Origin of the sequence: Paenibacillus sp. TAB_01 (assembly GCF_043945595.1) — a bacterium.
GTDB lineage: Bacteria > Bacillota > Bacilli > Paenibacillales > NBRC-103111 > Paenibacillus_S.
Window position 1 is genome coordinate 732423 of record NZ_JBIFNP010000001.1, and the last position, 24049, is coordinate 756471.

Below are 24049 nucleotides of genomic sequence, written 5' to 3' on the forward strand. Positions count from 1 at the left end.
TTATCGCGCAGCCCGTTGATTATGCAAGTCCACGGTTATGACGTTACGTATTGACACGCAGCTTCTTCTCCAGTCTGGAGTCGCTCAGCCAGCCTACATAGGAATCCAGCGGCTTCATATCATGGTCCATCAGAAGCACGGCGACGAAAGGATACTGCCTGCGGTGGCGGTAACGAACATCCGCCCAGCGAACCTCGTAACCCCAGTCATGCTGACGAAATTCGGCGCAGGCGAAGGAAGTGAAGTACAGGAAAGCGGCAATGTCTTTATGCTGCTTGGAGGCTTCTACCGCCGGATGAGAGGCGCACGAGGCTTCGTCGACCCAGGTGATCTGCTTGTTCTTGTACCCGCCCAGCGCGAACCGGCCGTCGGCCTTCCTTTTGACAATTTGCCAAACATGAAGATGAAAGGTCGGAATCAAGTAGTACCGGTCTCCCGGCTGGTAATGCGGATCCTGCTGATAGAGACGGGATTCCAAATAGTAATGATACCACGATCTCCATATATAATACACGGCTATCCCGGCATATAAAATGGGAAAAATCGCCGCAGGCTTCGCCAAATGTACGCACCAGATAAAAATGGCTACAATATGGCTTAAGAAAATAACCGGATCGAAGATGTGGATGATATTCCAGTGCACCCATTTTTCCGAAAAGGGTCTGTAGGCCTGAGTGCCGTACGTATTGAACAAATCGGTAAATACGTGGAACGCGACGGCGATAAATACCCACATAGCCACATGCCAGATCGGCAGTCCCCGGAAGGCTAACGAAGTGACCAGCGTAATGAAGATGGTCCACAGCGCCAGCGCAGGCAGGGAATGGGACAGTCCCCGGTGATTTTTGATGTAAGCGGCGTTGCTCTTCAGCCGAAGCAGGGTATCCGCATCCGGCGCTTGGGAGCCGACGACCGTTCCGATCAGCACGGCTGTGGATACGGTTGGATCTGCCGCAACGACGGGGTCGATATAGGCTAGGCCGGCCAATCCGAATCCTATCACTAGATGTGTTCCGCTATCCATGGGGGTCCCTCCTAAAAATCAGAGCTTGAGAAGTCAGTATGCGAAGGCATAAGATTAGTTTATCATTTTCTTCATTAAAATAAAGCAAAGGGAGCGAAAAATGAGTAAAATCTTTGTCGAATATCAGATATTACCCCAACACAGGCCAGCTTATTCAGAGTGGATGATGAAGGTGAGGGCGCAGAGTCCCAGTCTGGAGCTGTATGAAGGCTCGGATCAGCCCGGCTTATTCGTGGAAATATGGGAAGCGGCTTCCGTCGAAGAGTATTTGGACATGAAGACCGTGCGATTACAGACGGAGACCGAGACCGATAGGGAATCTTCGTCATCTTTTCCGTGGATTTGGGCCGCAGTGGACTGGTCGCCATTGGCGGAATGGATACAGGGAGGGAAGGCCAAAATACATATATGGCATTTTGTGAAAGTCAAATAGTCCATAATTTGAAGTAAGGATATCCATGGTATCTTTATTCCAATCGCGGTAATCTTACAATAGCCTGGCAGAGGAACAGGGCTTTTGCTTAGAAAATGGCTTCTACATAAGGGAGCACGCGGGGGTAGAGTGGATGGAAGGGAACAATATTTTCTGGGGCCATATCAAGTCGAACCGATGGTCCTACATCATTGGATTTGCATTATTGTCCATATCCAGTCTGCTTCAGTTGTTTATTCCACAGCTATTGGGACAATTTACAGACAAATTGCAAAATTCAACACTAACGTATGAAGAAACGGTAACTTTTGCATTATGGATGACTGTGGTCGGCCTGGGCATCGCATTTTTCCGTTCGACGAGCCGGATTTATTTGTTTCGGTTATCGCGAATGCTGGAGATGCGGGTCCGGGGCGACCTATTTAAGCATTGGGAGAAGCTGTCGGCGCAGTATTTCAACAACCAGCGGATCGGCGATTTGATGTCCCATGCGATCAGCGATGTAGGCGTCGTGCGCGAGGTGACGATGCAGGGGTATTTTAACATTATGGAAGCGGGACTTCTTATTGTTGTATCCGTGATCGCTATGGTGTCCTCCGTTAATCCGTGGCTGACGCTGGTGACGATGCTGCCGCTGCCGCTGCTCAGCCTGCTGGCGTACCGGTTCAATAAACGAATCATGGAGCAGTCGGCGGACATGCAGCGGGCCATATCGGATTTGACGAGCCGGGTGCAGGAATTTACCGCAGGGATCCGTGTCGTGAAAGCGTTTGTACAAGAGAAGGAAGAGCGCAAGCTGTTCACCAAGGACAATCAGCATGCGGTCGATATGAACCGACGCTTCGTCCGCTCGAACTCCTTGTTCGGATCGCTCAGCACCGGGATCGTCGGCTTCAGCTTCCTGGTATCGGTCGTATTGGGCGGGGTGATGGTGCTGAAGCACGTAATTACACTCGGGGAATTCGTCGCCTTCAATACTTATTTGTCCCTGCTGATGGGACCCATAGAAAACTTGGGCAAGGTCGTCAATCTGATGCAGCGCGGCAAAGCGTCAGAGATCCGGCTGATGGAAATATTCCGGACGCAGCCGGAGGTAGTGGACGACGTTGCGGCCAAGCAGGAAATCGATCAGATCGACGGGGATATCGAGATCCGTAATTTGACCTTCTCCTATCCGGAGGCCGTGCGACCGACGCTCCGTAATATTAATCTTAAAGTGGCCAAAGGCAGCAGCCTGGCTATCGTAGGTAGAGTCGGCAGCGGAAAAAGCACGCTGGTCGATTTGCTGGTTCGGTTGTACAACGCTCCGAAAGGAACGGTGTTCATCGACGGGCACGATATTCACGAAATTCCGCTGCGCACGCTTCGCGGGCAGATCGGTATCGTACCGCAGGATCAGTTTCTCTTCTCCTCAACGATTCGGGATAATATCGGCTTCGATCCGAAGCCGTATTCCGACGAGCAGGTCATTGAGGCTTCCAAGGTTGCCCAGGTGTACGACAACATTGTGGAGTTTCCCGAGCAATTCGAGACGGCGCTCGGCGAACGGGGCATTTCGCTGTCGGGCGGCCAACGCCAGCGGGTCAGTATTGCCCGGGCAATCATCAAAAAGCCTTCGATCCTGATCTTTGACGACAGCTTGTCGGCGGTCGACACCATTACCGAGGACTTGATTCTGGAAGGTATGAAGTCGGTTATGAACAAGCGGACCACTATCATCATCGGACACCGGATCTCCTCCGTTCAAGCGGCGGATCAGATCATCGTAATGGATGAGGGAAAAATTGTGGAGCAGGGTAATCATGAACAGCTCCTTCACCGTAACGGAATTTATGCGGATATGCATCATAAGCAGCTGCTGAACCAGGAAGCGGAGCGTCAGGACGGACAGGAGCATGATCTGAAGAAAGCGCGGTTGCTGCAAAGGGGAGCGGGAGCATGAATATCCATAGCGAACGAGAGGTTAAGAAATTTAAAGACAGCCAGCTTCTTTCCAGATTGTTGGCTTTTGCATGGCCGTATTGGAGAATGATTCTTCTCTGCATTGGTTTGGCCTTTCTGATTGTCGTCGCCGATTTGGCGCGGCCTTATTTAATGAAGATAGCCATTGACGGGCATATCAACGGATTGTATAAGCCGATGCTGTCCGCGCCAAGCCAGCAGTCGAAGGAGCTCGAGCCCTATGGAGACAAGGTGAGCTGGGACGGACGCGACTATGTCCGGCTCGATGCGGACAAGGCGGCCGGACTCGCGGTCCTTCCGGCGAATGCGGATAAGAAGCAGATCGTCAGCGTCGATGACCGGGAGTACATGATCAACGGCTGGCTTCCTTCGCAGCAGGCGGAGGTGGAGGTTACAGGGCAGGGAAACGGCGCGCAGATCGTGGCCGAAGGAAAGGTCTACTCCGCGGTGCAGCTGGATGAGCAGGCGCAGGAAACGTTCCGTCAGCAGGATTACAGCGGCTTCGTGCAGATCGGTATTTTGTTCCTGCTCACTGTAACCACCGGGGCGGTTCTCAGCTATCTGCAGAGCAACCTGCTCCAATTCACAGGCCAGAAAATTATTTTCAATATCCGGGAGAAGCTGTTTGCCCATCTGAGCCGCATGTCGATGTCTTATTTCGACCGGAATCCGGTAGGAAGACTGGTGGTCCGGGTTACGCAGGATACGGAGTCGTTGAATCAGCTGTACTCGCAGGTTGTCGTCAACCTGGTCAAGGATGTGATCGTCCTGATCGGGATTGTCTTCATCATGCTGCAGATGAGCCCGCGGCTTGCTCTATTGTCCTTCGCGGTGATGCCGTTCCTGGCTGCGCTGACGTTCTGGTACCGTTCGGTTATCCGGCATGCGCAGCGGGTGACGAGAATTATTTTGTCCCGGCTGAACGCATTTCTAGCCGAGAATTTGTCGGGCATCCGGATCACCCAGCTGTTCATTCGCGAGGAGCGCCAATGGGAGCAGTTCGACCATCATAATACGGAATATTACCGCGCAGGGATGCGGGGGACGGTGATTAACTCGATCTTCCAGCCGGCAATCGGCTTTCTGGGCAACCTGGCGATTGCGCTGCTGCTTTGGTACGGCGGGGCTAACGTCATCGACGGCAGCATTACGTTCGGTATCGTTTATGCGTTCACGCACTATGTGCGGCAGTTTTTCCAGCCTTTGATGAGCCTGGCCGAGAAATACAACCAGATTCAGACGGCAATGGTCGGTGCGGAGCGGATCTTCGATATGCTGGATGAGAAGCCGGACATTATCGATGCGAAGGTAACGCATAGTCTGCCTCAGCAGGTGAGAGGCGAAATTACGTTTGAGCACGTATGGTTTGCTTACAACCAGGAGGATTGGGTGCTGAAGGATGTCAGCTTTACGATCCAGCCTGGGCAGACGATTGCATTCGTCGGCGCGACGGGCGCGGGCAAAAGCTCGATTATCCAGCTGATCAACCGGTTTTACGATATCCAAAAGGGGACGATTCGTCTCGACGGCGTCGACATTCGCGAGATTCCGCTGGATGAGCTGCGCCGCTGCATCAGTATTGTGCAGCAGGACGTCTTTCTGTTCACCGGAGATATTGCATCGAATATCCGGTTGAACCATCACGAGATCACTGATGAGCAGGTTTATGAAGCGGCACGCATGGTGCATATGGACGAATTCGTCAGGGACCTGCCTCAGGGTTATGGCACACCGCTTGGCGAGCGCGGCGTTAACCTGTCGCTCGGACAGCGGCAGCTGCTGTCGTTCGCGAGAGCGATTGCATTCCGTCCGCAAATTCTTATTCTGGATGAAGCGACCTCGAATATCGATACCGAGACCGAAATCGTCGTGCAGGATGCGCTCTACAATATTTCGGCGGGCCGAACGACCCTAATCGTGGCGCACAGGTTGTCTACGATCCAGCACGCCGATCAAATTATCGTTATGCATAAGGGTAAGGTGCGCGAGATTGGTAACCACTACCAGCTGCTTGCGCAGAGGGGCTACTACCACCGGCTGTATGAGCTGCAGTACAAAGAACAGAAGCTGCCGGCAGCGAAGTAAACGAAGCTGGGGTGTAAACTATTTAAGTGAGAAAGGCCGTTCCGCTACGATGGAATGGCCTTCCGTTTCTGCGAAACCGAGAACTGACTTTACATGGGGAGGGAACCGACTTGCAGGAGAGTGCTAATTTGGCGCGAAGCAGCGTCTCGTCCGTAAAGAACCGGGAGGCCGGCGAAGCTGCGGCCCTGGTAGACGCTAACGACAGCAAGGCGGTGCGTCAGGTCATTTTTCGGCTGGCCGGCCCCGCTTTGGTCGAGATGGTACTGATTAATATTACGCAAATGCTGAATATGATTATGGTAGGCCGGGTGGGGGCCGAGGCGGTAGCTGCGGTAGGCTTGACCACGCAGCCTTTTTTGCTGCTGCTGTCTTTGTTTATGGCGCTCAATATCGGAACGACGGTCATTGTGGCCCGTTCGGTAGGCGCAGGACGTCTTGACGATGCGAACCGGGCAGCCGGCCAGGCCTTGCTGTTGAACGCGATTTTTGCCATCCTCGTCTCTGCTGTCAGCACGCATTATGCCGAGGGACTGCTTCTGCTGATGGGAGCGACGCCGGACGTGTTGGCGGAGGGCCTGCAGTACGCTCATATTATTTACCTCTCGACGGGCTTAACAATGATCACGACAGCGATGACCGCTATTCTGCGGGGAGCCGGGGATACAAGGACGCCGATGAAAATTAATGTGGTCGCCAACCTGCTGGTGCTGCTGATAGGCTATCCCTTGATCTACGGCTTCGCCGGTTTGCCCAAATGGGGCATTACCGGCGCTGCCACCGCGACCATTATCGCGCAGTCGGTTTCCGTTGTTTGGGTAATGCGGGTGCTGCTGAGCGGCAAATTCGCGGTACGGATTGCTCTTGCGCATGTATTTAAGTGGGACCGACCCATCATTGCGAGGATCGTGAAGATCGGCTTTCCGACTTCGCTCGAGCAGGTCATCATGCGGGTCGGAATGCTTATTTTCGTCAAGGTGGCCGCCAGCTTGGGGACGATCGCGCTGGCATCGACACAGATTGCCTTCAATATATTCGGCATGACGTTTATGCCGGGCATGGCTTTCTCGATTGCGGCTTCCACGCTGGTAGGGCAGGCGTTGGGCGCCGGCAAGCCCCAGCTGGCGGAGCAGTACGGCTGGCAGGTGCGCAAATTCGGCATGTGGGTGGCCGGAGCGATGGGGGTCGCGTTTATCGCCTGTGCGCCTTATATTATGATGTTGTACACAACAGACAGCGAAATTATCGACCGAGGGGTCGTCGCCCTGCGGATTATGGGCTTGATCCAGATTTCACAAGCGACGCAGTTTATTCTCGGCGGCGCCTTGCGCGGTGCGGGCGATACGCGGTTTCCGCTATACTCTACTCTCATCGGCGTATGGGGCTTCCGGGTGCTGCTCAGCCTGCTGTTCGTTTACGTGTTTAAATGGGACGTGGCGGGGCTGTGGGTTGCGGCAGCCGCCGATCAATGCATTCGCTCGGTGTTTATTTATTTAAGGTTCAAGAAAGGGATTTGGAAGCAGGTAAAGGTATGAGCCCATATAACGAGGGTTATCGGACGGCAGCCATGCGGCTGCCGTTTTTTGGTTCGGGGCTGTGCTGCCGGTGGGATACTCCAAGCGTCGTTGGATAAAGAAAGCCGAAGAAATGTCCAATTCATCTGGAGAGAAGGTGTATAGTACATGGAGCGGAATCGTTTATGATGGACGTGCAGGAAAAACATAACCGTCATTGGGGAGGATATACAAAATGAATAAAAGCGCCTTAACTGTCGCCTCATGCTTATTGGCGACATCTATGCTGGCTGCCTGCGGAAGCAGCCAGCCAAGCGGGGAAGCCGCTTCCGGGGAAAGCGGCTCCAAGGTAACGCTCCGGTTTGCGACGAACTCTGTCGGCAAGTCCGGCATGGCCGCTTCGGTGTCCGAGCTGTTGAAGCAGTTCAAGGAGGAGAATCCAAATGTCAATGTGGTAGTGGAGGAGGCCAACGGTACAGATCTTGCGATGAAGATTAAGGTCGATGTGGCGAGCAACAATACGCCGGATGTATTTATGTTCTGGCGTCCGGATCCGACCTACGGCATGGACAAGTTCATCCAAAGTGGGGCTATCGCCGATCTGACGGAGCTGAAAAACGACCCTCAGTATAAGGATTTGTTTGACGACAGCGCTTGGAATACGGCAACGGTCGACGGGAAGGTAAGGGCCATCCCGATGATCTCTTTCTTCACTCCTTTGTTCGTAAACAAAGAGATTTTTAACCAAGCCGGATTAAAGCTTCCTGAGACATGGGACGAGCTGCTGAATGCGACCAAAACATTAAAGCAAAAAGGATTTATCCCTTGGGGGATCAGCCTGAATCCAACGTCAGGTACCGGACTGGAACGGCCGATGGATTATGTGCTCAGCGGGTATTTGGGTAACGAGAGGGCGTTAAACCTGTTTGCAGGTAAAGAAACGTTCAATGATCCGGAAGTCGTTAAATCCTTTGAACTGCTTCGTCAGCTGACAGCCGGGTATGCGCCGGAAGACGCCGCATCGCTCGACGACAGCGCGGTTTTCTCCAAATATATCAACACCGGCAAGGCGGCGATGACGCTTTACGGCATGGGGCCGTTAATGAGCAACTTGAGTGAAGAAAGCATGAATAAATTTACCGCGATTCCATTCCCGACTATTCCCGGCGGCAAACAAACGAAACCTTATATGGAGAAGGATTTGACAATGCTGCTTTATGCAAGCTCCGACGCTTGGAAAGACCCTGTCAAGAAGGAGGCGGCGGCCAAGCTGATTAAGAAATTGTCGACGAAGGAAGCCGGGAAGCTGTATGTCGACCAAGGCAAGCAGATCGTTCCGATGCAGGGGGTTGATATCGATCCGGCTAAAATCAACCAAACCGTGGTTGACAGTATGAAGCTTGCTGCCGAAGAGCCGGGGCAATACTGGCTGGGCAAATATATGCAGCCGCAGGGGAAAGAGAAATTTTGGCCGCAGCTTGCCTCTTTCTGGTCGGGACAAGTCACTGCGGAGCAGCTGGCCCAGATGGGGAATGACGCTTTCTTTAAAAAATAAACGGCTTCTTGAAGCCGCAAGATCCAGGCAATGAGCCTGGGGTGAAACGGAAGGTGTCGCCGCAGCATGTGAAACAAACCGTTACCGCGACGCCTTCTCAATGGAAAACTGCACCTGACGGGAGGGATGTGAAAGCGTATGGGAACGTTAAAATTCAGGCCGGTGCTTTTCTTTTACATTTTGCCGGCTTTTCTAGTTTATACCGCTTTTTTTGTTATACCGTTCGGGCATACGCTGACCTACAGCTTTTTCGAATGGGATGGCTTTAATACGCCGAAATTTACCGGCTTTAACAATTATATTGAAATGTTTCATGACCAAGTATTTGTCAACGGGCTGTGGAAGGTGCTCTTGTGGGCTGTGCTGGCAGTTATATTTAAGGTCGGAACGAGTCTGGTGCTCGCCAATCTGCTCCGCGAACGCATATTCGGCTACAACCTGTTCCGCAGCTGTTTTTTTATCCCGGCGGTTATCTCCTCCTCGGCGCTGTGTCTGATGTTCACGCTGATCTACGATAAAGATATCGGGCTCGTCAATTTATTTCTGAAAACGATCGGATTAACGCCGCTGACGAGAAGCTGGCTGTCTGATCCGCATACGGCATTTCTGGCGGTTATTGCTGTACCGATATTCCAGGGGATCGGGTTCTTCTTCCTGATTATTTTGGCGGCGCTTGGCGATATTCCCGAGGATTTGTATGAAGCGGCGGAAATCGACGGGGCCGGCGCCTGGACTATATTTTGGAAAATGACTCTCCCTATGCTTTGGTCCGTATTGCAGGGCTGTATTATTCTGGCTGTTACCAGCTCGCTAAAAAGCTTCGATTACATCTTTATCATGACAGGCGGCGGGCCAGGAACGACCACGGAAGTGCCGGCTACCCAAATGTATAAAACGATTTTTTCCGGGCTTCAGTACGGATACGGTTCGAGCATGGCCGTCGTTATCTTCTTGTTCTGTCTGATCATTTCCGTGGCCACCAAAAAAATGCAGAGCGCCTAAACGAAAGGAGGAAAGGTTTTGGTCGCGCAATTCAGAAACTTGCAAGCGGGACGGCTTCCGGCCGCCACACTGAAATATCTTGTATTATGCAGCTACCTGGTTCTGACCGTCTTCCCGATCTTGTGGACATTCAGCAATTCCTTTCGCACGAATGACCAGATTTTTACGAGCATTCGTTTAATTCCGGAGCAGTTCTCATTGGAGAATTACCGGAATTTGCTCGAAAGCTCCAACCTGCTGCTTGCCTTTTATAATTCGCTTAGCGTAACGCTGCTCAGCCTGGCAGGTCTGATTGTTTGTGTCGTTCCATTGTGCTTCGTCCTGTCCCGGTACAAATTCCGCGGGTCCGTGTGGCTTTACTTCTATTTTATTCTGGCGATCTTCATTCCGAGCATTACGCTGCTGGCCAGCACATTTAAAATATTTCAAATCGTCGGGTTTCTTGGCCATCAGTATCCGATCGCTTTCGTATACATCAGCCACCAACTGCCGTTATCCATTCTGCTTATTGCCAGCTACATGCAGATGATCCCGGCCAGCTTGGACGAAGCGGCTATCATAGACGGGTGCGGTCCATGGCAGCTGTTTTCACGGATTGTTTTGCCGCTGACACAGAATGGTATCGTGACGGTGCTTATCCTATCGTTCGTGAATATTTGGAACGACTATATTTATGCCCTGCTGCTGCTTCCCAAAACGGAATTCAAGACATTGACCGTAGCGTTGGCTGCAGTCAAAACCGAATTCGCCGTCAGCTACGGGATGGTATCGGCAGCCGTTATTATTGCGGTCATTCCGATGATGCTGTTTTATTTGATCGTCAAGGAGCGTTTGATGAACGGTATGGTTTCGGGCGCAGTCAAAGGCTAGCTGTACGCTGGGGCTGGAATTGATAAATAAGCCTGCTTGCCCTATGCTTTGACTGTCGCTTGCGCATGGCAGATAAGGAGTCGATACAAGGCATGTTGAAAACATACTGGTTCAATGCAAGCCTCCAAAAAAAGCTGGTTATGACTTATCTTTGCTTGGTTATTGTGCCAATTATAATCTTCAGCTGTGTTGTGTACCGGGCTTATTCGAATTCGATTCAATCCAGCGTTAACGAATATGCGAATGAAACGCTTCGCCAAATTACTTTGAACATGGATACCCATCTCAATACGCTGGCGCAGCTCACGTTAACGCCTTATTTCCTAGAGCCGTATTCCAGGGAAGACGCCCTCTCCATATGGGGGAAGGTTGCACAAAATTTACGGGAACAGTCTGATTTGGACAAATGGACGAGTGATTTTGCCTTTAACTCGATTATGAAAGGGCATCCCGAGGTAGTAGGGGTATACTTCTTCGGGGCCAGGGGCCAGATTTACGGTCACTTGAATTTCGGCTATGTACCGGAAGGCTACGATATCAAGCAGGCGCCATGGTACGACTATGTCAACAACGCCAGCGGCAAGCCGGTTTTTTTGAACGTCGGCATGCCCTCATTTGTTGTTGACGGCTACGAGCCGATGTTTGCTACAGCACGGCAAATGTACGATGCTCAGCGTCGTCTGCTTGGGACGTTCGTTATCTTTACCAATATGTCCCGGTTAAATGATATTGCGGAGAACGCTCAGCTGAAGCATTTTGATAAGCTGTATATTTTTGATCTGCAAAATCGTCTTATTGTCGGCAAAACGGGGAATCCGGAAGAGAACCGTATCATTGCGGAGTTGTCGCAAAAGGGTAAAGAGGCGGCCGGGCAGGTGGTCACGCTGAATAAGCAGACGTACAGAGTCACCTATGGGTATTCTGAATTTTCGCAGCTTCATTCTCTCTACCTGGTCCCGTCCATTACGCTGTTCAAGCAGCAGCGGTTCGTGTTCTACCTCATTTTAGGCTTCGTAATCTTCTCGACGATGATTTCCTTTCTGATTTTCGTTTGGATTGCCCGGCGTATTACTTCGCCCTTGAAGCAGCTCCAGCTGCTGATGATCGATGTAGAAAAGGGGAATTTCGATGTCGTTTACAGCGTGCGGACGGAGGACGAAATAGGTAGGCTTGGAGCGTCGTTCAATAATATGATTTCGCAGATGCGCCGTCTTGTATATGAGGTGTATGAAGCGGAGCTGCGAAAAAAACAAGCGGATTTTACCTCGCTTCAGCACCAAATCCGGCCTCATTTCCTGTACAATGTGCTGGAAACCATTAACATGATGGCAGAGATCAAAGGGGTTCATGAAATCGGAGATATGATTTCTTCCGTGGGCGAGCTGCTGCGGCTGTCGCTTCACCGAAATGATTACGGGACGGTGGGGGACGAAATACGTTATGTCCAAAGCTACCTCAGCATTCAGCAGATTTTTCATAAGAACAGCCTGCAGGTATCCATTAAAGTACCCGATGAAGTCCTGGAGCTTCGCTGCAATAAGTTTATTTTGCAGCCTATTGTCGAAAATGCAATCCTCCACGGCCTGGATTGCGAGCTGGGTAAGCAGACCATTCGGATTGACGGTGCGCTTGAGGAGGGACGCTTTCGTCTCTATGTTACCGATGATGGCCGGGGTATATCCGAATCCCGAATGAGGGTAATATTGGAGCATCTCAGCGTGGAGCATCCTGAATCTATCGGTCTGCGGAATGTACTGGACCGAATACATTTATATCACGGGGGACGGTACGGGCTTCGGATTTGCTCCATGGAAGGGGAAGGAACGACAGTTCAAATTACACTGCCCGTTCTGCCCGCGTAACCTGCGAGCTCTGCCAAACAGCTTGAATAACCGGGGTGAAACGATGTACAAACTGGTAATCATCGATGATGAGCCGCTTATTCGCAGCGGATTGAAAAGTATTGTTGAGAGGCTGTGCGAAGGATCTAACCGTTGTCGGGATGGCGGAGAATGCGGAGAGCGGCTTGCAGTTGATTCAATCCGAGAGTCCGGATGCGGTTATCGTCGACGTATGCATGAGCGGCATGAGCGGGCTGCAGATGATTGAGCAGGTCTGCGCGGGCGGGCTGCAAACGGAGTTTATTGTGCTGAGCGGATTTAATGAATTTCATTTTGTTCAGCGTGCGCTTCGCCTGCGAGTGAACGATTATTTGCTGAAGCCGGTGAACCGTTCGGAATTGGTGAAATTGCTGAAGGGGATAGAGGACAGGAAGGAAGTCCGGACGGCCCCACGGCAGGAAGAAGAAAAAATGGAGAAGTTCAGCAGCGAATCGAGAACGTATCTGCTGGAGCAGACGATGCTGCAGTTAATGCAAGGCAGTCTTCATTTGGAGCCGCGCCAGGAAAAGATTTTGAGCTATTACGATGTGGATTTCCATAGCCAGTTTTTTCTGATGTACCGGATGGAGCTTCAGCCTGCCTCTATGACAGACCGGATCAAGACGCCGAAGGACAAAGAATTGTTCGTGCTGTTCTGCCGACAGGTTATTGCCGAGCATATTCACAAATTCGGCAGCGGCGTTACTCTGCTGGATCAAGATCATGTACCGGTTATCATCCTTCTGGGCAATTCAAGCACACAGCTGCTGACGAAGCAGGTGCTTGAATTGATTGAGAACATCCGGCAGGTGATCCGCAGCTATGGCAAAATCGAGCTGAGCATCAGCTCCAGTTCGATTTTGAAAGGAATCGAAAATGTGCAGGTAGCTTACGCGCAAACAATGGATTATAACAAGGTCAATTGGCTGGAATGTCCGATTAAACGGGCTATGGATCATATGAGCAGACATTATTCCGATAACTTGAATCTGCAGACGGTGGCCAAACTGGTGCATCTGAATTCAAGTTATCTCAGTGAACTGTTTCATAAGCGGACCGGTGTCCGATTCAGCGAATATTTGGGCTTCATCCGGTTGGAGGAGGCGGCCAAGCTGCTGCGTGAATCGAAGCTGCCTGTTCAGGAAATTATCGAGCGTGTCGGGTATCAAAACTATCGCCAGTTTAACCGTCTGTTCAATAAGCAATTTAAGGCGACGCCTACAGAATACCGCAAGCAGTATTGGAAATGAGGGAGGGGGTTGAAGATGGAAAGCTGTATCGATGCTTATGCGCATATCGGGTTGCCGCGCTTCGGCAGCCTGGCCCACATGGAAGCGTCCATGCGACTCGGAGGGATAGAGAAGTCCGTTCTGGTGCTCGGACCCAAGGTACCGGATTTGGCAACTTTGTTCGATGCCCTGCGCGTTCATTCCGGCCGCCATCGGGGGATCGGTATCCCGTTCGGAGACAATGAACAGGAACGGCTGGAACTGACCGGGCTGCAGCTGCGCGCCGGTGTATTGGGGCTTCGCATGGAGCCGTCCGAGGTGCTGGACAATCCCGCAATACTTGACCTCCTAGGGCAAGAGGGACGCTGGCTGTTTGTAACCGGAGGGAATCTGACAGAGGTTCTCGCCAGCCGCATTGTTGCCTGGCTGAATCAATATCCGGCAGCCCGGGCGGCAGCTCCTCATTTTCTTAATCGGGATGCCGGGGCCGTGGAGCGGCTTCAGCAGGGCAGCGCGAAGGAGCTTCTCAGCCATCCGAAATTTTACCCCATCCTGTCCCGACACGGCGGACTTGGCAGCCGGGAGCCTTACCCGCACAGGGACTTCCTTCCGTGGGTGAACCATCTGGCGGAGACGGTCGGCTGGGAACGAATGATGTGGGGCAGTGAGTACCCTGTCTTATTCTGGCGCGGCGAGACGCTTGCCGATGTCCGCCATTGGATCGACGCGCTGCTGCCGCAGTTGAAGCAGCCGGAGAGACATGCGTTTCTTTTGGGCAATGCCCAGAGACTCTTTTTCGATCCGTCTCCGCCTGCGCAGGAGTCTGTCGTTATTCCTGCCTGGATCGCGGAGAAGTTCGACAAAAGCCGTACGGTGCCGCTGCTTCCAAATGGTTCATTGGAGCTGCCGGGTACGGTCTACGAGATGCTGTGGGATGAGTTTAACGGATCTGCGGAATTTCAGGAGGGACAGCCGCTTCAGGCTTTTCTGGTACGTGTCTTACAGGAAAGAGGGGAGAAGAGACGATGAGAACGCTGAGGGCTGGGGTCATTGGATGCGGCAATCATATGTATAAATTTCTATGGGACCGGATGAAGGAGCTGCCCGTTACTCTTGAGGCGGCATGTGATATAGACGAAGGGCGGCTGTCCAGATTCGCCCGGTTCTACGGAGCAGTACAGACCTACACCGATTATCGCCGGCTCATTGCCGAATCGGGTGTGGATATTCTGATCTGCGCCGCTCCTGCCGATGTTCATTATGAGGCATGCAAGCTGGGGCTGTTGACCGGCAAGCACGTATTTGTCGAGAAGACGCCCTGCCTGAATGCACAGCAAGCCGAGGAGCTGAAGGAGCTTCAACACCGTACCGGGCTCTCCGTCATGGTTGGCTTCAACCGGCGCTATGCGACGGCTTACCGTATGGCGAAGGAGATTATCTCGCGTCGGGAATTTGGCGGGGTGCTGCTGTACCAGGCCAAATATCACGCGGGGGCTTACCCGTCCGAGGATTATTTTTACTTTAACCATGTCATTCATCATCTGGATTTGGCTGAATATTTGCTTGGCGGAGTTACGATTACCCATGCGGAGAAAATCAAGGTTACTGATCGTAAGGTCGGGATCAACGTGACCTTTGTCTGTGAAACGGGCACGGTAGGCAACATTCAATCCGCGTCGTTTCAGCACAGCACCTTTCCCGTGGAGAGGGTCGAGCTGATTGGCAACGAACGCAACGTAATCGTCGACAATCTCAAGCGGCTGGAGTACAACCGGCCGGGAGAACCGAGAGAACATACAGGTGAAACGGTTCTTGCAGACTCTGGAGATGCGCTAGTCTGGAACATCAATCATGGTATCCGCCCGGACTATTCGTATTATGGCTATGAGGCCGAGCTGCGTCATTTTATTGAAGCGGCAGCCGCGGGTTGGAAACCGGAGTCCGGCTTTGACAAGGCGGTGCGCGTTATGCAGTTGACCGATCAAATCCGCCATCTATTCTAAAATTTGTCAGGAGGTCACCGCTATGGAATACACAACATTGGGCAATACAGGAGAAATCGTCAGCCGTATCGGTTACGGCGGGGCTGCAGCCGGGCTGAAGAACTATCTGCACACATTTGATCCGTCGAATCCGAACGACCGCAGAAAAATAATCGAATCGATCGAAACGGCGCTCGATTCGGGCATTAACTATTACGATACCGCCCCCGGCTACGGCAGCGGCGAGAGTGAAGAGCTTCTCGGATCGGCGCTCGATGGAGTCAAGACAAGCGGTGCGCACCCGCTGTTCGTCGCGACCAAGGCGGGCTACAACGAACGCGGCCGGCTGCGGGAGTCGGTCGAGCTGAGCTTGAAGCGTCTCCGGCGCGACCGTATCGAACTGCTGCAGATCCATGGGAATTCGTACACACCCGCTCAGGCCGACGACATTCTCCGGAACCGGGGGCATGGCCGATGACATGCTGCGTCTGAAGGAGGAGGGGCTTGTTAAATATGTCGGGTTTACGAGTGAGGACAACAATGATGCGGTGTATCGTTTTATTCGGAGCGGTAAGTTCGACGTTATGCAAATTTGCTACAATTTTATATTCCAGCACGGCTATGAGCCAAGCCGCCCTTTCGGAAGCTTGCTCGAAGCGGATCGGGCCGGACTTGGCATCGCGACGATGCGTACACCGACCTCCGGCACCTTCCAGCGTTGGATTCAAAAGGTAAATCCGGCGAACACCTTCGACTATACTCCGGCTCTTATTCAATTCGTGCTGTCTAATCCATATGTCGACGTTGCCCTGATGGGTATGCGAGACGCCGATATCGTACGCAAAAATGTCGCGATCTGCGAGGATCTTGACGGACGCGTTGATCTCAATGAGATTCATGAACGCTATATTTGATATTGGCGGTGCTTGTATTTCATCATTCCATTTGAAACCGGAGGAGATTCCCTATGTCTGAGCCGAAACAATGGTACCAAAAACAGCTTCGCATCCTGCAAACTGTGCTGCGCGAGCCTGATGTCGTCGATTACGACGCAAGCTCCGTCGTGGAATACATGGAGCAGATCCATGCCAATTGCATTGTCATCAATGGGGGTGGGATCGTGGATTTCTTCCGGCATGACTTGGTGACGGCCAACCCGAATCCGTTTATGACTCAAGAGGATCTGCTCAGGGACCTGACGGACGCATGCCACGAGCGGGGCATCAAGGTAGTCGTACGCGTCGACTTTCGGGGTGTTGAAAAAAAAATATACGAACTGCGTCCTGACTGGTTCAGTGTAGACGAATACGGCGACCCTAAAATTCGCGATAACCCGCTTCACGCTGCGATTTTTCAGCCTTGCTACCAAAGCACGTACCGTAATGAACACGCGTACAAATTTATCGACTATCTGTTCGAGCATTATGATATCGACGGCATCTGGGAAAATTCATATACCCAGGAAGGCATCTGCTACTGCAAAAGCTGTGCCGACCGATACCGGCGGGATATCGGCAAAGAATTGCCGCGCGGGGGCCAGTTTTTGGACAGCCGGTACGACGAATACCGGCAGTGGAAGGTAGACTGCGTTATGGAGCATCTGCGGGACTGCCGGGCCGTTGTCAAGAAGTACGGCGCGGATAAAGCCTTTGCAGCGGAGATCTTCGGTCTTTATCATGACCGTCTGAAATCGATCGGCCACGATCTCTATACCATTAAAGACCATTTTGATTTCCTGGTTACTCCTTTGTTTACAGCGAATCACGAGCCGATGAACGGTTCTTCCACCCTGATCAAATTTTTGAAAAGCCTTGCGCCGGATAAAACCCCGGTTATGCTGTTCGGGCACATGGGAACGGATAACCAGCTGCGCTACATCTCCTCCGCCCGTCAGGAAACGCGGCTATGGATGTGGGAAGCAATCGGCGCAGGGGGCTCGTTCTGGAACTGCTTATTTAACGGACAGCATCCGGGCCGTACCTATGACCGGAGGAACGCGCTGTTATGCGCCGATATCTATGGGTTTATGGAGAAGCATGAGGAGCTGCTGACCGGCCAGGAGCCGCTGGCTGATGTGAACGTTCTATACTCGCGCGCCACCAACGCCGCGTTGGGTAACCCCGACCGGAGCCGTGATGCCTACTTGACTCATCTGATGGGTTTGGAGCAGGTCTTAACAGACCGGCACATCCAATACCGTCTGCTAACCGATGACAAACTATGTTTGGCGACGCTGCTGCAAGCCAGGGCGCTTGTGCTGGCCAATGCCGCGTGCCTGTCGGATGAAGAAGTGGAGCTGATTCGTGAGTATGTCCGCGCAGGAGGGCGAGTGCTTGCGACTCATCAAAGCTCGCTCCTCCATCCGGACGGCACGCCGCGCTCCGATTTCGCATTGGGGGACGTATTCGGCTGCAGCTTTACCGGGACGGTCAGGGATAACTCGCTGTATGGCTATCAGTACATCAAGGGTGCCCATCCGCTCACCCGCGGTTTTGAGGATACGGCGATGCTTGCCAGCTGGGTCCGCAGTACCTAGTGCGGACAACGGCAGAGACAGCTGAAGCGCCAGTGACCTACGTACCGCAAATCTACCCACAGCCGCCGGAGAAATCATGGCTGCGAAGCTACGAAACGGATTATCCGACTGTGGTGCTAAACCGGTTTGGCAAGGGGCAATCCGTATTTTTTCCATATGCAGCCGACCGCAACGTATGGCTTCACGGCCATAACGATTTCAGCGAGCTGCTTGGCAATGCGCTGGATCATCTGCTGGAAGGGAATTATACGATAAACACGAACGCGCCGGTCAGCGTGCATTTCAGCCTGAACCAAAGCAGAGAGGCGGGGAAATATGTGCTGCATGCCGTGAACACCACATCGGCGCCGCGGCGGCCGGTGCTTCAAACGATTCCGGTCTCCGGGATCGAAGCGGAGATACAGCTGCCCTTCCGCCAGCTGACGTCATTCCGGGTGCTGTACGGCAGCTCGCAGATCGAGTGTGTGAATTCCAAATCAGCGGGAGGCCAGCTCTGGCTGACGCTGCGCATCCCTAGTCTTGAAGAATATGCTGCCGTCTATCTAGAAGCTGCACTTTAAAGGAACACCGCTTTCAAATTTACCGTTGAAACCGCTTGTTGCCCGCGAGAGAAATAAAGCGGTTTCGCCGTTTATGAGGTATACTGAGAATAAGTGGCAAAACATCCCACAAACTATCCGGATGGGTTCGCAGAGGAGGCTGTTCCTTTTCATGTCATTTCCGAAAATGATTAAAGTACGTCAGCATTTTTCAGGTCCCCGCGTCGAGAATATCGAGGCGGCGGTTGCAGAGCAGCTCGGAGGGATCGGCATTGGCCGGAGCATCACGCCGGGCACGCGGGTGGCCTTGACGGCTGGCAGCAGAGGCATTGCAAACATTGCGCTGATTCTCCGTTCCGCGGTTCGCGTATTGAAGCAGATGGGGGCGGCTCCGTTTATCGTGCCGGCTATGGGCAGTCACGGGGGCGCTACCGCCGAAGGGCAGCTCGAGGTGCTGCACAGCCTGGGAGTCACCGAGGAGTACTGCGAAGCCCCAATTTTATCGTCCATGGAGGTAGTCCGCATCGGTCAAACGCCGGACGGCATGCCCGTTCATGTGGATAAGCATGCTTACGAGGCCGATGCGGTCATTCTGGTAGGGCGGATCAAGCTGCACACCGACTTCAAATCCCCGATTTCCATTGAAAGCGGATTAATGAAGATGGCTGCGATCGGGCTGGGCAAGCATAAGCAGGCGTTATTGGTTCATACCTACGGCGTTCAAGGCATACGCGATATGATGCCGGAGGTGGCGAAGATCGTCTTGCAGCAAGTCAACGTTCTCTGCGGATTGGCGATCGTCGAGAATGCTTTCGAGCAGACCGCACTGATTGAAGCGGTTCCCGCGTCCATGATTCAGCAGAGGGAAGCGGAGCTGCTGCAGTGGTCGGCGACGCTGTTTCCGAAGCTGCCGGTAGAGGATATTGATGTTCTCCTGGTAGATGAAATCGGCAAAAATTACAGCGGTACGGGAATGGATACGAACATTATCGGCCGGATCCGTATTCTTGGTATCGAGGAACCGCAGAGCCCGCGCATCAAATATATTATTGCAAGCGATCTGAGCGAAGCGTCGCACGGGAACGCGCTCGGTATCGGCTTGGCCGATCTGACGACCAAGCGGCTGTTCGACAAGATTGATCTGCAGTCGATGAACGAGAATGTGGTCACGAGCACCTTTCTTCACCGCGCTATGATTCCTATTATTATGCCTTCGGATAAAGAGGCGCTGACCGGCGCGCTTCGCGCCACTTGGGGGACGCCGGAAGAGCAGGCAAGAATCGTCCGCATTCCGAATACGCTGCAGCTCGAATATTTATATGTATCCGAGTCGCTGCTGCCGGAAATCGCCGGCCTGCCAAACGTGGAGATCATCGGTCAGGCCGAGGAAATGAGCTTTGATGCCGACGGCTATTTGGCCAAGACGGATTTTGCTCATGCAGCGGTATGAGACGACTTTCACTTTCAGCTTATTACAAAGCAATCAAGCCGCCTGAGGGATAACCCAGGCGGCTTGATTGTTTGTAACAGGCTATTTATCCGATAGGCGAGGCCAAAGCCCCTCCTTCTTATAATTACTGCTCCATAATTTTAATTTGCGGCTCCCAGCCGAGCAGCTCCTTCGCCTTCGCGTTGGAGATGAGCGATCTGCGGCCTTCCAGCGGTATGCGGATGTCCTTAACGCCGGGGAGGTACGTGTTCACCAGCTCCTGCGTTGGGAGATCGGAGGAGCTGTCATCAGCTGCGATAATGAGCGGCTGCGCGCCGAGCCCGTCCTTCTCGATAGCCAGACGGCAGGCGGTGGCGACATCGCGCGCATCGATGTAAGACCACAAGATGCGTTGGCGCTTCTCAGGCTGGCTGAAGCTTTCCTTCACGCCTGCGTACGTCTCCGGCACCAAAATATTGCCGAGACGGAAGCTGATCACCTGCATGCCGGTACGGCGATGGAATGCCTCGGCGGTCACTTCGTTGACCACCTTGGATAAGCCGTAGCTGTCTTCAGGCAGCTGCGGGTGCGCTTCGTCGACAGGCAAGTACTTCGGCTCGAAGAACTCGCTTGCAAAGCAGATGCCGTACGACGATTCGCTGGAAGCCAGCACGACCTTGCCGATATTCAGGTTGGCCGCCGCTTCCAGAATGTTGTACGTGCTCATGACGTTGTTGCGGAAGCAGATGTCGTTCGGGTGCGTATAGGCTTGCGGAATGGCGGCAAAATGTACGATGCCCACCGCTTGCTGGCGGTTTCTGGAAGAGAACGGGGCCAGTGCGTTATGCACTTGTCCCAAATCGTTCAAATCCGTAATGATAGTCTGACAAAGCGGCTCCTCGGGGGCCTTCACGTCCAGATTGATCACGTCATACCCTTGATCTAGAAAATGTTTAACGATCCAACGGCCGGCTTTGCCGCTGCCGCCGGTAATGATAATGCGCTGCTTGCTCATGCTGTTCCTCCTAAAATAAAGTAACTGGATATAAGAATACGGCTGCTGCCGCCATAACGGCCAAGCTTTGAAGCTTGAACATGAAATGAACCGGGAGAGAACCGCTGCTCTCCCGGCATTAGCCATGCCTATCATGCGGGCTTTGGTTTCCTAACAGAAAAGAACGGATTACCAGGCGTACGCTTTAGGCGCATCGCCGCCAGGTCCGGGGAAGATCTCGTCCAGACGCTGCAGCGTGTCGCCGTCGAGCTGAATGTCCACGACGCGCAGCGTATCCTGGAACTGCTCCAGCGTGCGCGGCCCGATGATCGGAGCCGTCATCGCCGGATGAACCAGCGTCCACGCCAAGGCTACATTGGCTTCGCTCTCGCCGAGCTCCTTGCACAGCTTGCTGAACGCTTCCAGCTGCCCGCGGCGCTGCTCTGCACGCGCCTGGTTGCGGACGCTGCGGGAGCCTGCTGCCGGGTTCAGCGCGTTGCCTCCGAGCAAGCCGCCGTCAAGCGGGCTCCACGCGATGACGCCGATGCCGAACTCCTCTGCCGCCGGCAGCACTTCCAGCTCAGGCCACCTGCACAGCAGGCTGTATTTGTGCTGCTCGGAGACGAGCCCGAGGAAGTGGCGGTTTTTGGCTTCATACTGCGCTTTCACCAAATCCCGGCCGGCAAAATTGCTTGCGCCGACATAGCCGATTTTGCCTTGATATATATGTACCCGGAACGCTTCCCACAGCTCTTCCCAGGCGACATTCCGGTCGACGTGGTGCATCTGGTACAGCTCGATGTGATCGGTTTGGAGGCGCTTTAAAGAAGCGTCCAGATGCCGGCGGATTTTATAAGAGGACAGCCCTCTGCCCGCGTTAGGCCCATCGTTCGCGTCCTCCATATCGCCGAATACTTTGGTAGCCAGCACGACCTTCTCGCGCCGTCCGCCGCCTTGGGCGAACCAGCGTCCGATAATTTCCTCGGTTTTGCCCCGGGCGCCCACGCCGCCGTACACATTAGCCGTATCAAAAAAGTTGACCCCGGCGTCCAGCGCGGCGTCCATAATGCGATAGGCTTCTTTTTCATCCGTATCGACACCGAAATTCATAGTTCCCAAGCAAAGCTTACTGACCTTCAAGCCGGAACGTCCCAAATAAGTGTATTCCATGATAAATACCTCCTTATTTTTGAATGATGCGGTACTGACATTTTCCATCATACCGTGCCTTGTCTTATTTTAACAGTACGCAAAAATAGGTGAGATAGGCGGGGAAGGGAAATTAAGTTACCTGTAAGTAAGGCAGGTTTCATGACAAAAGCGGACTTTATGCCTCTATATTTTCCAGTTAGATTCGTGTAAAATGGATAATGTTGTCGAAAACACGCACAAAGGAGTTCTTATGCCCCAGATAGATATGCCTTCCGTCGTCCTATTGATTTTTGCGGCACTCGGTATATTAAGCAGCAATAATTCGATTACGGTTGCGGTCGTCTTTCTGCTGCTGCTGCGTGTCATGAATTTACACCAGGCGTTTCCTTGGATCGAGAGGTACGGCTTAACTATCGGCATTATCGTATTGACCATCGGAATTATGGCACCGCTGGCCAGTGGCAAAATTACCGTTCAGACGCTGTATGAATCATTCTTTCATTGGAAGTCTCTTCTCGCGGTAGCGGTCGGTGTGCTGGTAGCTTATTTGGGCGGGCGCGGCGCTCTGTTGATGACCAATCAGCCGACGATCGTGACCGGACTTTTGCTGGGTACGATTCTGGGCGTGGCTTTTCTGAAAGGCGTTCCCGTAGGTCCGCTGATCGCCGCCGGTATTTTATCGTTGTTTCTCGGAAAATGATGGGAACATAGGATAGTCTTACCCACCGATACGCGGTAAGGGGAACGAATATATTGTAGGTGGTATACGCTTAGCACAAAAATGCCGAATCAGCACAGCACAAGTGCTTGTACGGGGGACATCTTTACTTGGGGTGAATATGCGCCTGCTTTCACAGGCTCGCGAATAAGGGAAAACCTCTTCCCTAACCCGTCAACTAACCTCGGAGGCTCATAGGAGGAATTAAGCTTTGAAGTTATTTGCCAAGACGTTTGTTTTTTCATGCGCCGTTCTTTCGTGCGCGCTCTTTTCTTCTGTTGACGCCCATGCGGCGGCAGCGAATGAAGGAGTCAAGGTTCAGGTTAATGACAAGCTTGTCCAGTTTTCCGAAGGACAGCCTGTTGTGGACCGCTCTTCCCAGCTTCAAGTACCGTTTCGTCCGCTGATGGAGGCGCTCGGTTATAGCATCAGCTGGTCGAAGGACGGCAGAGAGGTCCGTGTCTCGATGAAAAAGGGAGACCAAACCTTGGAGCTGAAAACGGGAGATTCGTTTGTATCGGTCAACGGAAAGCAGGTCGATGTAGGCTCCATGATCGGTATGGATCAAGGAAGCGTCTATGTACCGCTCCGGTTCGTCTCCGAAACGCTCGGAAGCAAAGTGCAGTGGGATGAAGAGAACCAGATCGCCATTGTCGATGCAGACGGAAAATACCATGCTCCGGCTTGGTACAAGCCCAAGAAGCAGGATACGCTGATCACTTTCGCCAAAGGTTACATCGGCGTTCCTTATTCTTGGGGAGGCACCACTCCGGCTGGATTTGATTGCTCAGGGTTCGTACGTTATGTATTTACCCAAAATCGGGGAATTGAATTACCTCGCACGTCGATGGGGATGTTTGACAGTGCAGGGGTGGCTGTAGCCTACCCGAATCCGGGAGATTTGGTCTTCTTTAAAAAAAGCGGCACGTCCCATGTCGGAATTTATATCGGAAGCGGCCAATTCATCTCGGCGACAACATCGCGGGGCGTGCAGATCGATTCTCTTTTCAGTTCTTATTGGGGCACCGGATACATAGGCGCCAGAAGCATTTAATTGAAGTGATACCACCTGAACAGGCAGACTGCTTTTGCGGTCTGTCTTTTTTGTTATCTAAGCCCGGCCGGCTTCATAATATTTTGGATATTTT

At 52.8% G+C, this 24049-nt stretch carries 21 protein-coding genes and 1 riboswitch; of the genes, 18 read left to right on the forward strand and 3 right to left on the reverse strand.

Features of this window, described 5'->3' with window-relative positions; all coding sequences use genetic code 11:
- Window positions 1–43: 43 nt before the first annotated feature.
- Window positions 44–1024, reverse strand: a complete 981-nt coding sequence (locus ACHHV8_RS03610; protein ID WP_395156826.1) for a metal-dependent hydrolase — start codon at window positions 1022–1024, stop codon at window positions 44–46.
- Window positions 1025–1196: 172 nt separating this feature from the next.
- On the opposite strand from ACHHV8_RS03610, the gene ACHHV8_RS03615 reads away from it, so the two are divergent.
- From ACHHV8_RS03615 to ACHHV8_RS03690, 16 genes are all read left to right on the forward strand, one after another.
- Window positions 1197–1457 carry a hypothetical protein gene (locus tag ACHHV8_RS03615; RefSeq protein ID WP_395156828.1) on the forward strand — a complete coding sequence of 87 codons (261 nt, stop codon included), beginning with the start codon at window positions 1197–1199 and terminating at the stop codon, window positions 1455–1457.
- Between the two features lie 133 nt (window positions 1458–1590).
- Window positions 1591–3399: an ABC transporter ATP-binding protein gene (locus ACHHV8_RS03620; protein WP_395156830.1), complete on the forward strand. Its 1809-nt coding sequence runs from the start codon at window positions 1591–1593 to the stop codon at window positions 3397–3399.
- Window positions 3396–5504: an ABC transporter ATP-binding protein gene (locus ACHHV8_RS03625; RefSeq protein WP_395156833.1), complete on the forward strand. Its 2109-nt coding sequence runs from the start codon at window positions 3396–3398 to the stop codon at window positions 5502–5504. The genes ACHHV8_RS03620 and ACHHV8_RS03625 overlap by 4 nt, the downstream gene beginning before the upstream one ends.
- A gap of 110 nt (window positions 5505–5614) precedes the next feature.
- The gene (locus ACHHV8_RS03630) at window positions 5615–7036 is read left to right on the forward strand and encodes an MATE family efflux transporter (protein ID WP_395156835.1); all 1422 of its coding nucleotides are present in this window, start codon (window positions 5615–5617) and stop codon (window positions 7034–7036) included.
- A gap of 214 nt (window positions 7037–7250) precedes the next feature.
- Window positions 7251–8570 carry an ABC transporter substrate-binding protein gene (locus ACHHV8_RS03635; protein WP_395156837.1) on the forward strand — a complete coding sequence of 440 codons (1320 nt, stop codon included), beginning with the start codon at window positions 7251–7253 and terminating at the stop codon, window positions 8568–8570.
- Window positions 8571–8708: 138 nt separating this feature from the next.
- The gene (locus ACHHV8_RS03640; protein WP_395156840.1) at window positions 8709–9572 is read left to right on the forward strand and encodes a carbohydrate ABC transporter permease; all 864 of its coding nucleotides are present in this window, start codon (window positions 8709–8711) and stop codon (window positions 9570–9572) included.
- 18 nt (window positions 9573–9590) lie between these two features.
- A complete protein-coding gene (locus ACHHV8_RS03645) occupies window positions 9591–10442 on the forward strand; it encodes a carbohydrate ABC transporter permease (RefSeq protein ID WP_395156842.1) in 852 nt (283 codons plus the stop codon).
- A gap of 92 nt (window positions 10443–10534) precedes the next feature.
- Window positions 10535–12304 carry a sensor histidine kinase gene (locus tag ACHHV8_RS03650; RefSeq protein ID WP_395156844.1) on the forward strand — a complete coding sequence of 590 codons (1770 nt, stop codon included), beginning with the start codon at window positions 10535–10537 and terminating at the stop codon, window positions 12302–12304.
- A 101-nt stretch (window positions 12305–12405) separates the two neighbouring features.
- Window positions 12406–13572, forward strand: coding sequence for a response regulator transcription factor (locus ACHHV8_RS03655; protein ID WP_395156846.1), 1167 nt, complete (start codon window positions 12406–12408; stop codon window positions 13570–13572).
- Window positions 13573–13587: 15 nt separating this feature from the next.
- Window positions 13588–14580, forward strand: coding sequence for an amidohydrolase family protein (locus ACHHV8_RS03660; protein ID WP_395156848.1), 993 nt, complete (start codon window positions 13588–13590; stop codon window positions 14578–14580).
- Entirely contained in the window at window positions 14577–15554 is a 978-nt protein-coding gene (locus tag ACHHV8_RS03665) for a Gfo/Idh/MocA family protein (protein ID WP_395156850.1), read from the forward strand. The genes ACHHV8_RS03660 and ACHHV8_RS03665 overlap by 4 nt, the downstream gene beginning before the upstream one ends.
- Before the next feature lie 22 nt (window positions 15555–15576).
- A complete protein-coding gene (locus tag ACHHV8_RS03670) occupies window positions 15577–16011 on the forward strand; it encodes an aldo/keto reductase (protein WP_395156852.1) in 435 nt (144 codons plus the stop codon).
- The gene (locus tag ACHHV8_RS03675; RefSeq protein ID WP_395156854.1) at window positions 16001–16447 is read left to right on the forward strand and encodes an aldo-keto reductase family protein; all 447 of its coding nucleotides are present in this window, start codon (window positions 16001–16003) and stop codon (window positions 16445–16447) included. Before ACHHV8_RS03670 ends, ACHHV8_RS03675 begins: the two co-directional genes overlap by 11 nt.
- A 53-nt stretch (window positions 16448–16500) precedes the next feature.
- Window positions 16501–18069: a hypothetical protein gene (locus tag ACHHV8_RS03680; protein WP_395156856.1), complete on the forward strand. Its 1569-nt coding sequence runs from the start codon at window positions 16501–16503 to the stop codon at window positions 18067–18069.
- 32 nt (window positions 18070–18101) lie between these two features.
- Complete coding sequence (locus ACHHV8_RS03685; protein WP_395156858.1) at window positions 18102–18629, forward strand: hypothetical protein; 528 nt, start codon at window positions 18102–18104, stop codon at window positions 18627–18629.
- Between the two features lie 151 nt (window positions 18630–18780).
- Window positions 18781–20058, forward strand: coding sequence for a nickel pincer cofactor-dependent isomerase, group 22 (locus ACHHV8_RS03690; protein ID WP_395156860.1), 1278 nt, complete (start codon window positions 18781–18783; stop codon window positions 20056–20058).
- Window positions 20059–20182: 124 nt separating this feature from the next.
- On the opposite strand, the gene ACHHV8_RS03695 is transcribed toward ACHHV8_RS03690, so the two are convergent.
- Together ACHHV8_RS03695 and ACHHV8_RS03700 are read right to left on the reverse strand one after the other, a co-directional pair.
- Complete coding sequence (locus ACHHV8_RS03695) at window positions 20183–21052, reverse strand: NAD-dependent epimerase/dehydratase family protein (protein ID WP_395156862.1); 870 nt, start codon at window positions 21050–21052, stop codon at window positions 20183–20185.
- A 168-nt stretch (window positions 21053–21220) separates the two neighbouring features.
- Window positions 21221–22201 carry an aldo/keto reductase gene (locus tag ACHHV8_RS03700; RefSeq protein WP_395156864.1) on the reverse strand — a complete coding sequence of 327 codons (981 nt, stop codon included), beginning with the start codon at window positions 22199–22201 and terminating at the stop codon, window positions 21221–21223.
- Window positions 22202–22433: 232 nt separating this feature from the next.
- Here ACHHV8_RS03700 and ACHHV8_RS03705 point away from each other — a divergent pair, with 232 nt between their 5' ends.
- Together ACHHV8_RS03705 and ACHHV8_RS03710 are read left to right on the forward strand one after the other, a co-directional pair.
- The gene (locus tag ACHHV8_RS03705; protein ID WP_395156866.1) at window positions 22434–22883 is read left to right on the forward strand and encodes a DUF441 domain-containing protein; all 450 of its coding nucleotides are present in this window, start codon (window positions 22434–22436) and stop codon (window positions 22881–22883) included.
- A 72-nt stretch (window positions 22884–22955) separates the two neighbouring features.
- Window positions 22956–23109: riboswitch (cyclic di-AMP (ydaO/yuaA leader) on the forward strand.
- Between the two features lie 3 nt (window positions 23110–23112).
- Window positions 23113–23955, forward strand: coding sequence for a C40 family peptidase (locus ACHHV8_RS03710; RefSeq protein WP_395156868.1), 843 nt, complete (start codon window positions 23113–23115; stop codon window positions 23953–23955).
- The last annotated feature ends 94 nt before the right edge of the window (window positions 23956–24049 follow it).